10 protein-coding genes are annotated in these 11,853 nt (G+C 48.4%); 6 read left to right on the top strand and 4 right to left on the bottom strand.

Translation table 11 applies throughout. The features are described 5' to 3' along the window. Positions 1–23: 23 nt before the first annotated feature. Positions 24–851 (bottom strand): alpha/beta hydrolase, encoded by an 828-nt coding sequence (locus WBJ53_RS28365; RefSeq protein WP_338872594.1) that lies wholly within the window; start codon positions 849–851, stop codon positions 24–26. A gap of 320 nt (positions 852–1,171) precedes the next feature. Here WBJ53_RS28365 and WBJ53_RS28360 point away from each other — a divergent pair, with 320 nt between their 5' ends. Together WBJ53_RS28360 and WBJ53_RS28355 are read left to right on the top strand one after the other, a co-directional pair. Continuing rightward, positions 1,172–3,481 carry a histidine kinase dimerization/phosphoacceptor domain -containing protein gene (locus tag WBJ53_RS28360; RefSeq protein WP_338872592.1) on the top strand — a complete coding sequence of 770 codons (2,310 nt, stop codon included), beginning with the start codon at positions 1,172–1,174 and terminating at the stop codon, positions 3,479–3,481. Beyond that, positions 3,478–5,430, top strand: a complete 1,953-nt coding sequence (locus tag WBJ53_RS28355; protein WP_338872590.1) for a sigma 54-interacting transcriptional regulator — start codon at positions 3,478–3,480, stop codon at positions 5,428–5,430. Before WBJ53_RS28360 ends, WBJ53_RS28355 begins: the two co-directional genes overlap by 4 nt. A 426-nt stretch (positions 5,431–5,856) precedes the next feature. On the opposite strand, the gene WBJ53_RS28350 is transcribed toward WBJ53_RS28355, so the two are convergent. Next, positions 5,857–7,332 (bottom strand): amino acid permease, encoded by a 1,476-nt coding sequence (locus WBJ53_RS28350; RefSeq protein ID WP_338872588.1) that lies wholly within the window; start codon positions 7,330–7,332, stop codon positions 5,857–5,859. 170 nt (positions 7,333–7,502) lie between these two features. Between WBJ53_RS28350 and WBJ53_RS28345 the strand changes: the two genes are divergently transcribed. Further along, positions 7,503–8,057 carry a sigma-70 family RNA polymerase sigma factor gene (locus WBJ53_RS28345; RefSeq protein WP_338872586.1) on the top strand — a complete coding sequence of 185 codons (555 nt, stop codon included), beginning with the start codon at positions 7,503–7,505 and terminating at the stop codon, positions 8,055–8,057. Beyond that, the gene (locus tag WBJ53_RS28340; RefSeq protein ID WP_338872584.1) at positions 8,047–8,655 is read left to right on the top strand and encodes a cupin domain-containing protein; all 609 of its coding nucleotides are present in this window, start codon (positions 8,047–8,049) and stop codon (positions 8,653–8,655) included. The genes WBJ53_RS28345 and WBJ53_RS28340 overlap by 11 nt, the downstream gene beginning before the upstream one ends. Before the next feature lie 4 nt (positions 8,656–8,659). Here the strand turns inward: WBJ53_RS28340 and WBJ53_RS28335 are convergent, their stop codons facing one another. After that, entirely contained in the window at positions 8,660–9,703 is a 1,044-nt protein-coding gene (locus WBJ53_RS28335) for a histidine kinase (protein ID WP_338872582.1), read from the bottom strand. A 1-nt stretch (position 9,704) separates the two neighbouring features. After that, entirely contained in the window at positions 9,705–10,469 is a 765-nt protein-coding gene (locus WBJ53_RS28330; RefSeq protein ID WP_338872580.1) for a LytTR family DNA-binding domain-containing protein, read from the bottom strand. A 196-nt stretch (positions 10,470–10,665) separates the two neighbouring features. Here WBJ53_RS28330 and WBJ53_RS28325 point away from each other — a divergent pair, with 196 nt between their 5' ends. Together WBJ53_RS28325 and ubiG are read left to right on the top strand one after the other, a co-directional pair. Further along, positions 10,666–10,920 (top strand): hypothetical protein, encoded by a 255-nt coding sequence (locus WBJ53_RS28325; protein WP_338872578.1) that lies wholly within the window; start codon positions 10,666–10,668, stop codon positions 10,918–10,920. 91 nt (positions 10,921–11,011) lie between these two features. Beyond that, positions 11,012–11,833 (top strand): bifunctional 2-polyprenyl-6-hydroxyphenol methylase/3-demethylubiquinol 3-O-methyltransferase UbiG, encoded by an 822-nt coding sequence (gene ubiG, locus WBJ53_RS28320; protein WP_338872576.1) that lies wholly within the window; start codon positions 11,012–11,014, stop codon positions 11,831–11,833. Positions 11,834–11,853 lie beyond the last annotated feature (20 nt).

The following is an 11,853-nucleotide window of genomic DNA, read 5'->3' as shown; positions in this document are numbered from 1 at the left end:
AAGTAGAGGAAGGGGAAAGTTGATTACTTGTTGGTCGTCACCGACTTATGAGTAGTTTCCGGCTGGGGTAGTCTGTTGTTAATCCAGTTCAGGATGTAGTCGGCGTCTTCTTTCCAGGTCGGTTGCCCCAGCACAAAATGATTACGTCCTTCAAATTCCTTGTAGTCCGTAATCGAGTCTGAATGCTGGTATTTGCGATAGTTGTCGTAATTGAGCGAGGCCGGAATGGTGTTGTCTGTACTACCTGAGGTAAGCAGCAGGGGGGCATGCGGTTTGCTGAAATCGACGTGAGCCGCTGCCGTTATCGTATCGCGAACGATTAGTTTGGATTCGGGTATGGCGAACTGGTAATAAGCGGCTTTCTGCTGCTCGAGCGGCATACCATTGGTGAACGCATATTGCCAGTCTTCGAAAGACATCAAAAATGTTTTCTTCGTAGAGGTGAAAAAGCCCAGCGGTCCCCAACCGGCTTTCAGAAACGACAGCTTAAACGTGAAAATGCCCTGGGGCGGAACCGAGTGAATCGCAATACCGGCTGCTCCCAATCCCCGCTGCAACAAAAGCTGCACCATTAGCCCCCCAATAGAATGCCCAATCAGGATCGGCTTTTCGGGGAGTTGCGCCACAATCTGCGCATAATAGTCGGTCAGGTCGGCCAGTCGGTTAGCGGCAATGCCAACATCGGGATGCCGGTTTCGCAATACTTCGGCCGGAGCATCTTTATGGGGCCAGGGCGGTGCGATGGTTGTATAGCCTTTCTGCTGAAAATACGTTTGCCATTCATTCCAGCAATCATTGCTAACAAAGGCACCGGTGATAAAGACGATGGTTTTGGGACGGGTGATTTTCATGATCGTTTCAGTTTATTTGGTTGAACCACCTAAACCAAACGAAATGCCGTTATTGTATATCTACTGAAAATCAATGTGTTATGCTTTTGTACCAGAAATTCGGCTACCATATATCGTTGGACAACGAACGGCACAACGATATGTCGTTGGCTATAGCTTTTTACCATTCAATACATAGCCCGACTAGATCACTGGAAAAAGTGTGATATTTATTGGCTATGTACTGATAAACAGTACGTTAATATACTTGCCGCCTTCTTTAGTCAACCTGCCAACAGCGGTGGCCTGATTTATGAACGACCAGCCGAAACGAAAACTCGATGAGGAGACTGTTATTAATAAGCTGCGTAGCAGGATGTGCATGGCTGACGGCTTCCGCCCAACCACCAACTGATAAATCGTCACGGGAATTACTGGCGCTGTTGCAGCAAAGCAAACCCGACACTCATCGTGTCCACCTGTTGCAGGATTTGGCTACCTATTACATGTTCAAACCCAACGCGCAGGCTGCCGATATGGACAGTGCCATGACCGTAGCCCGGCAGGCCGAACAGTTGAGCGTGCGGTTACACGATCCGAAAGGGCAGGCAACCAGCTATATTTTGTATGCCCGTGTATACAACCACGATGGGAAGAAGGAGCAGGCAAAGGCGCTGGTACGAAAAGCCATTGCCCTATTTTCGGCCTCTCATTACCTCGATGAATTAGGCGAAGCCTACTTTGAACTCGGCAGCTATTCGCCACTGATTGGGTCGGGGCTGGCGGAACGAATACGGATGGCAGAACTTGCCTTGTTGACGTTTCAGCAGTCAGGGAATAAACTCAAGCAGGCCAATTGTAATAAGGAACTTGGCGATCTGTATCAGGTAGAAGGAAATAATAGTAAGGCATTGGCTTCTCTTCAGCAGGCGTTGAGTTTATACAAAGCCGTGGGCCGAGGTCGCCTGCAAGGGGTATACGACTTACTGGGCCAGGTTTGTGGTGAACTGGGCGATTACAAAGAAGCGATTCGTTATGGCCTGTTGGCGGTTCAGACGGCCGAACAATCCGGCGATTCGACCATGCTGCTGGCTACCATCTATAACCGGCTGGGGATCACCTATCAGAATCTACATGACCTTAAACTGGCCAACCTGTACTTCAGAAAGTCGATTGCCATTGCAGAGACTTATCACGATGTTGGAGCGATCTGTATACTGGCCACGAATATCAGCGATACCTACGTACTGCTCCATCAACCAGTAGCCGCGCTCGATTTTTTGCGGACTATTGTCAAAAGATACACCCTTCCCGATCTGGCCAGCCAAATCTATATTACAGGACAATTTATCAATGCCTATCTGCCCGGTAAGCAGTATATGCTGGCTCAACCCTATAGCGATCGTTTAGTCAGATTATCCGAAAATAGAGAACGGATTGATAATGAAACCCAGCTTTATGCTTATGGTATGCTGATCCGGCTTTTCTTAGATACCCAGCAGTACCAGCAGGCCGATAAATATCTGCTGATTCATCGAGAGGTGGCCGAGAAAATGGGGTCGCTGCGCAGTCTGTCTACCAATCATTTATGGACATTTAAGGTGGACTCGGCGCAGGGCAATTACCGATCTGCCATTATCCATTACCAGCGCCATAAACGGTTGAATGATTCTTTATTTAGCGAGTCGAAAAGTAAACAGATCGCCCTGCTGCAAACCCAGTTCGACACCAGGAAGAAGGATCAGGATATAAAATTAAAAGGTCAACATATCGAGCTACTCAAAAAACAGAGCGAATTGCAGTTGAACGACCTGAACCAGACCAAACTCTTACGGAATGTTACGTTCATCATTATCGTGCTGCTACTGGTCATTCTCAGCTTAGTCTACAATCGGTATCGGCTCAAACAAAAAAGTAACACCGTTCTGGAGGCTCAGCAGATCGAAATCAACGATAAAAATCAGTCGCTGCAACGGCTACTGACCGAAAAAGAATGGCTGCTCAAGGAGATTCACCACCGGGTCAAAAACAATCTGCAGATTGTGATGAGCCTGCTGAATACGCAATCGGCTTACCTGACCGACGAAGCGGCCATGCTGGCCATCCGCGATAGTCAGCATCGGGTTCAGGCCATCTCGCTGATTCATCAGAAGCTCTATCAATCCGACAATTTATCGGCAATTGATACCTCGGCGTATATCCGGGAACTTGTCGAATATCTGCGGGATTTCTTCGGAGCTGGCCAGCGCATCCGGTTCGAGATGCATATTGACTCGCTTAAACTGGGGGTGTCTTATGCCGTACCTATCGGTTTAATTCTCAACGAAGCCATTACCAATAGCATCAAGTATGCATTTCCTGGCAATAGGGCGGGGCAGATTACCATTTCATTCCAGCATACGGGCAGTACGAATTATGTGCTCACCATTGCCGACAATGGAATCGGGTTGCCAGACACCATAGATAGCCAGGAACATGATTCGCTGGGGTTGAGCCTGATGCGAGGGCTGAGCGACGACATCGACGGTCAGTTTTCCGTCATCAACAATAACGGCACCCTTATTACCATCCGCTTTGTATACGAACCAACTGACAGGCCAGAGTCGGCCGGAATAACTCCTAATCTACCTTTTGAAACGACAGCGTTATGAATCAGTCAGTCCTGATTGTTGAAGATCAGTTTATTGAAGCCAATGACCTGCGGTTAATGCTGCACAAAGCAGGCTACCGGGTTACGGGAATTGCCCGTTCAGTTCCTAATGCTCTGGAACTTATTGGGCAGGAAAAACCGGATGTTGTTCTGCTGGATATTTTTCTGAAAGGTCCGCTGACCGGTATTGATCTGGCCAAACAATTGAAGGACGATTCGATTCCGTTTATCTACCTCTCGGCCAATTCCACGCAGGATGTCCTGACGGCAGCCAAAGCAACTCAACCCGATGGTTTTTTAGTCAAGCCTTTTCGGGAAAAAGATGTGCTGGTCACGCTCGAAGTGGCCCGGTATCGGTATGAACACAGTCTGGAGGCCAGTTTTCGACGGGGAACCCAGCTTCTTAAACAACTCAGCAAACTACTGCCTGAACCGATCGACTGGGAACAGAAATTGCTGAAAGTAGGGAAGGCCATTCAGCCTTTCATTCCCTTTGATTTTATGGCAGCCGGGGCTTCAACCCTCGCCAGTGCTGCCTATGCCGACCTGGGCTTTTTGCGAATCGGCTTTGACGACTACCAGCTTGTAGGGCCTAATGAACTAATGGTCATGGCCAATTTAAAACAGCACGAACTGGCCGCCTTACAAGCCAAAACATCCCTGGAAACCGAAGCGACCTGGTATGATGAGAGCGAGTTTAAGCGCATATGCCAACGGCCTTCCATCCGAAAATTGATTGCGAATACCTTTCTGATGCGCTCCCAGTTGGTGATTCCGCTTCGTTTACCGACCGGCGAATCATTTGCATTCTACTTCTATAGTCGTCGTCCGGATGCCTATAGCGAAGAACACCTGGCTCTACTGAGCCAGATAACGGCACTACTGACGGCTGCCGTTGTAGATAAATTGAGTGGGACTTCCAACCGGGCAACGGTGGCTCCTGTAGCCGGGGTGCTGGCACCATCATCAGCGAGCTATTCCAGCCCGGCCAGGTTCGAGGGGATTGTGGGCAGTAGTCACTTACTGCTGACGGTCTTCGATCATCTATCACTGGTGGCTCCTACCGATACGTCGGTCCTGATTCTGGGCGAAAGTGGCACCGGGAAAGAACGTATTGCATCTACGATTCATCAGCTTTCTCCGCGAAAACGGAAACCTTTCATCCGGGTCAACTGCGCTACCTTACCCACCAACCTGATTGAATCCGAACTGTTTGGCCATGAAAAAGGGTCGTTTACGGGCGCTACCGACAAACGCATCGGTCGGTTTGAACAGGCAGAGGGTGGAACGATTTTTCTGGACGAAATTGGGGAGATGCCAGTCGAATTGCAGGTAAAACTACTGCGGGTATTACAGGAAAAAGAGATTGAACGCATCGGAGGACAATCGTCCATTAAAATCAACGTGCGGATTATTGCTGCCACCAATCGTAATCTGGAAAAAGAAGTAGCCGAGGGTCGGTTTCGGCTCGACCTGTATTACCGGCTGAATGTGTTTCCTATTGCTCTGCCTCCGCTACGGGATCGGAAGGAAGATATACCGGCCCTTGTCGAGCATTTTATTGAGAAGTACAACCAAAAAACGGGTAAAAAAATAACGGGCTTATCGGCTCCGGTACTGAATACCTTACTGACGTATCGCTGGCCGGGCAATATTCGGGAGTTGGAGCACCTGATCGAACGAAGCATACTGCTGACAAAAGGCACCCTGATTGAGGAAGTTACTTTGCCCAACATAGGCCAGCCAGGTTTGCCAACGACGTCCGACGAGCACCGGGTCAAGACTATCGATGAAAATGAGCGGGATCATATTATTGCCGTTCTCAAGAAATGCAATGGCCGAATCTGGGGGGCAGGCGGAGCGGCTGAAATGCTAAACGTTCCTCCGACAACACTGAATTCTAAAATGAAAAAACTAGGCATTCGGAAAGAATATCTGGACCCTCGTTAGGCAAACTTGATTCCTTAAATAAGGAGGCTGTTAAAACTTTCTGGAATAACCACCAACTGCGTTCTCTGCGCTAAAAAGGCAAAAGTTTAAACAGGTTCAAGCGTAGCCCAACAGCGGTAAGCCAAATTAATCTATTGATTGACGATAGAGTATCCTTTGTTGGCATTAGCTGCAAGTGTAGGGCCTGGTTTTCCGCTCTTCGAATTTCAACGTTAGCCTTATCCGCCTGAACAGCATTTTTCTAAAAGTGAACCAGTCGTGTATTGTTCGGTTCGTTTGCTGATGGGTAGCTGATACAGAGTACTTTTCGGAATAAGACAAGCACTCTGTATCGTTCCGCATGATCTGGAAATTGCTCTTTGCTCTGCTTTTATGTGCCTTTTATTCTGCACATATTCAATCACAGAGCGGATGTTCGGAAATGTCTTATTTCTCGCGGGTACTGAGGTAATAGACCGGAATGCCCAGACCCGCGATGAGCAGACCCATGCCCGTGTTGAAGGTTTTCGTATAGAGCAGAATAATACAGATCGTTAGCCCGGCAATGATGTAAAGCGCCGGAACGAGCGGGTAACCAAAGGCGCGGTAAGGGCGCTCGGTGTTGGGTTCGGTACGGCGCAGGCGAAACAGACCGGCAATGGTAACCATATAAAACAGCAACGAGGCAAAGGTGCAGTAGTCGAGCAGATCGCCGTATTTGCCCGACAGGCAGAGCATAGATGCCCAGATGCATTGTAGCCATAGCGCCCGACCCGGCACGGCGTTTTGGTTGAGGTGTGATGCCTGTTTGATGAACAACCCATCTTTGGCCATAGCATAGTATAACCGGGCTCCCGCCAGAATCAGACCATTGTTACAGCCGAAGGTCGAAACCATGATCAGGACCGCCATAATGCCTACGGCAATGTTGCCAAAAACCGTTTCGACGGCAGCTGTGGCAACCCGGTCGGCTTCGGCAAACTGAATGCCGCGCCCAATAATATCGGTAGCGGTTGGGCTGCCTTTCAGCGGCAGGAGCGACAGATACGAAACGTTGGCCAGAAAGTAGATCGTAGTTACGATCAGCGTGCCGAAAAACAACGCCAGCGGAATGTTCCGACGCGGATTTTTGATTTCACCGGCAATGAAGGTGACGTTGTTCCAGGCATCGGCCGAAAAAAGCGAACCGATCATGGAGGTGCCAAAAGCCAGCAATAAGGCCATACCCGCTAATGGAACCACTTCGCCCGTTGCTGAGGTACTGGTTGCATCCCAGGCATCTTTAAGATTCGCCGACAGCAAACCACTACTTAGGCCAATGGCGATGCCGATAACGATGAGGCCGAGTAAGGCAATCAGTTTGGCCGATGTAAAAACGTTCTGAATTAATTTACCACTTTGCACACCCCGGCTGTTGAGCCAGGTGAGCAATACCAGACTGGCAATAGCAAAAAGCGATCCGAGTGTGATCTTAACCGGGCCGAGCGCCAGAAGTACATTATCGGGGCCAAGCGCCGGAATAAACACCGCTGTATATTTCGTGAAGGCTACGGCTACGGCTGCAATAGTGCCAGTCTGGATAACCGTAAACACCGTCCAGCCATAAACAAAACCGGTCAGGTGGCCATAGGCTCGCTGAATGTAGATATATTGCCCACCTGCCTTTGGCATCATACCGGCCAGTTCGCCGTAGCTAAGAGCCGCTGCTACGGTCAGCACGCCCGTGAGCACCCAGAGCATGAGCAGCCAGCCCGACGAACCCAGGTTGCGGGCCATATCGGCCGTAACAATAAAAACGCCCGACCCAATCATGGAACCGGACACAATAAGCGTAGAATCGATCAGGCTCAGCGAGCGCTTAAATTCGGTAGGTTCCGTGGCTACATCGGCCGGCGGAACGGAGTTGGGTAGGTTGTCTGCCATGAAGAAGGAGATATGGCCACAAGAAGCGGCTCATTACGCAAAAAAACAAACCTTTAGGCTGAAAACCATCGTTGCCGCATACTAAAAATTCTGATCAGTGCTTATCTGTCAGAATTTATTTTGTTTCTTGTAATAGGTTCGAAAAACCATCTCCGTAACTGTTACAGCTCATGAAAAAGCTACCGCCTATTCCTGAGGATGAACTGGTTGCCGCTCTGAAAGCCCGCAGCCAGAAAGCCTATTCGGTTCTCTATGATAACTATGCTCCTACACTGCTGGGCATTATCTGCAAAATTGTGAATGATGTTGACGAAGCCGAAAATCTGCTTCAGGATACTTTCGTTAAAATCTGGCGATATATCGATACGTATGATGCCAGTAAGGGCCGGTTGTTTACCTGGCTGCTAAATATAGCCCGCAATACGGCTATCAATTTTTTGCGTTCGCAGCGAAATATTGAACATACCGACATCCAAACGCTTACCGATGGTGTAGATACAGACAGGAATGCCATAACTGAGTCAGTCAACATCAGTCACATTGGAATAGCCGACAGGGTTACCGACCTCGATCCGAAACTTCGACAGATGATTGACCTGATTTATTTTGAAGGATATACGCAACAGGAAGTAGCCGACCATCTGAACATGCCGCTGGGCACGGTTAAAACCCGAACCCGTATGGCTTTGCAACAATTGAAAGACCTATTTAGTGATGAAATTTAACGAACAGGAATATATTCACTCCGGTCAGCTTGAGCAATATTGTCTGGGATTACTGGACACCAGCGAAGCCCAGGAGGTAGAACAACTGGCAAACGAGTATCCGGCTATCCGCGAAGAACTCGACCGACTGACTATGGCGCTGGCACATTACTCGGCCGATGAACCCGTTATGCCCAGAACTGGCCTTAAGAACCGTGTCATGGTAGCCTTAAGTCAGTTGGGCGAAGCTCCGGCATTCGATCTGGATAATCTGCCGCTCATCAACGCGCTGTCCGATGCCGACCAGTGGCAGCGGTCGGTGGCCACTATCGAACCACCCGCCGATTTTGGGAATGTTTTCGGGCATGTGTTGCGGCAGAACGAGGGCGTAGAACAATTTTTAGTCTGGGTGCGCCATTCCATCAATCCCGAAGATCATCATGATGAGCGTGAAAGTTTCCTGATTCTGGAAGGGCGCTGTGAGTGCTCTATTGGTGGCGAACGGATTCAGTTATCGGCAGGTGATTATCTGGATGTTCCACTCGATCTGGAACATACTGTTCGGGTTATTTCGAATACACCTGTAAAAGCTATCATACAGCGCCTGAAAACCGCCTGATGGCTCAGACTAATGCCTGTTCGGCCATTGGCGGAATCAGTGGCACACGAACCAGAAAGGTATGCTCATCGTGATGCACCAGTACCGATGAATGATCCAGAAGCTTATACTTCATCATAATGTTCTGTAGGCCGATCTGGCTGGATGGAACAGCCAGTTTTTTCTTCTGTAAATTGTTGGCTACGTGCAGATGTCCCTCTTCGGTATAGAGCCGGATTGTGAGCGGACGGTTGACCGAAATGACATTGTGCTTAATGGCGTTTTCGAATAGCAACTGAAGCGTAAGGGGCGGAATCTGATACCGCAGATAGCGAGATTCAACGCTATTTTCCAGAAAAATAGCGTCGCCGTAGCGGGTTTTTAACAAATGGAAATAAGCATTGATAAATGTAATTTCGTCGCTGAGCGGGCAAAGGTCGCGGTTGTTTTGCTGAAGCAGATACCGATAAACCGACGACAGTTCGTCCAGAAAGCGTTCGGCCTGTTCGGCGTCGCTACCAATCAGCGAAGACAATGAATTCAGATTGTTGAACAAAAAATGTGGATTGATCTGTGATTTGAGCGAATCGAGTTGACTTTGCAGATTTATTTTCTTTAGCTCCTGCGCTTCCGTATACGATAGTTTCCAGCGCTGGTATAAATAAACACCTTCATAATAGGCCGCTAGTTGAACCGTACCTACCACCGATACCAAGGTGTTGAAGAAGTAAGGCCTGAAGAGGAAGTAATTTTCGGCTGGCCAGAGACCAATAATATGGTAAAAAAATGTCTGCGTGATGCGGATAATGCTGGCAAAAATCGCAAACCAGACCAACTGATAAAGAACCCGTTGACGCGTTTGCCCAAACTCCGGGAAGCGCTGCCGCGAAAGAAGAATTCCCTGGCGATTTGCCTCCCAAACCAGCACAGTGCCCACAATAAACAGCAATGGAATACGCCAATCGTTGGGATAAGGGACGTTTGTATAGCCATACATCATCCATTGCCCGATCAGCGCCAGCAAGGGCACTCCGATAATACGCATCCACTTGTCGTTCAGCTTATGCATGTTATCTGCCAATCCACTCGTTGAACTTGTGTATGCGCTTTTGATCGACCCAAACTGGCTGCTGCCTATTGGGTCTGACATCTAGTTTAAGTTGACCACTCAGCGAGTAGTGAATGTGTACAACAGATTTTAGTTCGATAATGAACTGATCGTTCACACGGAAAAAGTGGGTCGGGTCGAGCAGGGGTTCCAGTTCATCGAGCGTAAGGTCAACAACATAGCTGGATTTATCGGTAGTGTACAACCCCGTTACCGCGTTGGTAGTGTAGAAATAGGCAATGTCGGAGGTGTAAACTACAACCATCTGTTGTCCGAATTTAGCCAGAAACTGGGTTTTATACGTTAGAGGCTGCGTTTGTTTTCGCAAATCATCGAGCAGATAATCGATAGCCATAGCACTAACTGGCCGAGCGGCCACTCGTTCAAATTTGGCAAGGGCTTCTTCTAATTCGTCGCTTTTTATCGGTTTAAGCAAATAGTCGAGGCTGTTGCCCCGGAATGACCGAATGGCCGATTCGTCGTAGGAAGTGGTGAAAATGACCGGACATGGAATAGAAACGAGGTTGAAAATTTCAAAGCTTTGTCCATCGGCCAGCTCAATGTCCATCAGAATCAGATCGGGCGACGGATTGGCTTTGAACCACTCGACGGTCGATTCAATACCATCCGTTACGCCAACGATGTGTGTTGCGTGCGAACTGGCATTAAGCAGTTTGGTTAATTTCTGGACGGCTAAATATTCGTCTTCAATGATGAGGATGTTCATAACTCCCTACAAATTAACAGACGTTGAATTAGGGATCAATGTTGCCCAAAAAAAATACAATCCTGTTTAAAACGGAATAAATGATTGATGAACTGGTAGCGTATCGTTAAAAACAGATAAGCCCTGAAATCCAGCGCTTTCTTACGTGTGTAAATAGATTAAAAAGCAACCGTTCCTAAACGTTTCTTCAGTAATCATGAAAACACTACACATACAGTTACGCTCTAAACACCAGTTGCCCAATCTGGCAGACCCGACCCAGGCAGGCACGTCCGTTTCCAAGAAGCAGCGAGCTACTTTATCGTTCATGCTATCGAGCAGTTTGCTTGCACTGATAGCCTGCGGTATTGGTTTAGGTTGCCACTGGATTTTAACACAATTGCCAGTGTTGGTCGATTCGCTGACGAGTTACGAACGAGCCTTAACTCGTTTGGGCTATCCACTGCTCTGACATAGCATGATATTAAGCCAAATGTACGATTTGGTCGTTGTTGGTTTATAGCTTGTTTAAAGCAGTTGCCATAACTGACAAATTCTGTTCTATGATCCAGCTTTCTGAACGGTTGTCTGCCAACCGGCGAATCCCAATTCCTCAGACCAATAATTCGGTCTACAATGCCTCTTACGACATCTGGTGGAATCCCGACGCATTGTTTTTTATGCTGAAAACATCCGTTAACCCAGCACGAATGGGCTATTTTAAACGGATTTTACAAGAGTTGCCCGCGCATGGTACGGGCAAAACATTGCTCGACGTTGGCTGTGGAGGAGGGATACTGGCTGAAGAATTTGCCCGGTTAGGTATGTCCGTAACCGGGATTGACCCATCGCTTTCGTCGGTAGAAACGGCCCGTCACCATGCTTATCTGCAACATCTGAACATAACCTACAGAACGGGTGCTGGTGAAAGTCTGCCCTTTGCCGATAACTCGTTCGATTATGTAAGTTGCTGCGATGTGCTGGAGCACGTTTTTGATGTAGATGCTGTATTAGCCGAGATCAGTCGGGTCCTGAAACCGGGCGGTATATTCTTCTACGATACAGTTAACCGAACGTGGCTAAGCTGGGTGTTTTTGATCAAAATCGCGCAGGACTGGAAGCGGTGGGCATTCATGAAGCCCGATCAGCATCTATACCATCGGTTTATCAGGCCATCGGAGCTAACCGCAAAAATGGTCGATGCAGGATTAATCAATCAGGAGGTGCGCGGTATGGTTGCCAGTTATAATATCTTGAAAACGCTCTACTGGCTTCGCAAACGAACCGCAGGCAAATGGACATTCCGTCAGTTGGGCGAGCGAATGAAAATGCGTGAAGGCCGCGATACGAATCTGTGTTATATGGGCTGGGCAAGAAAAGCGTAAGAGATTGGGTTTATGGCCAC

The sequence above is a fragment of the Spirosoma sp. SC4-14 genome, assembly GCF_037201965.1.
Taxonomy (GTDB): Bacteria; Bacteroidota; Bacteroidia; order Cytophagales; family Spirosomataceae; genus Spirosoma.
This window is presented reverse-complemented; position numbering and strand designations above follow the sequence as displayed.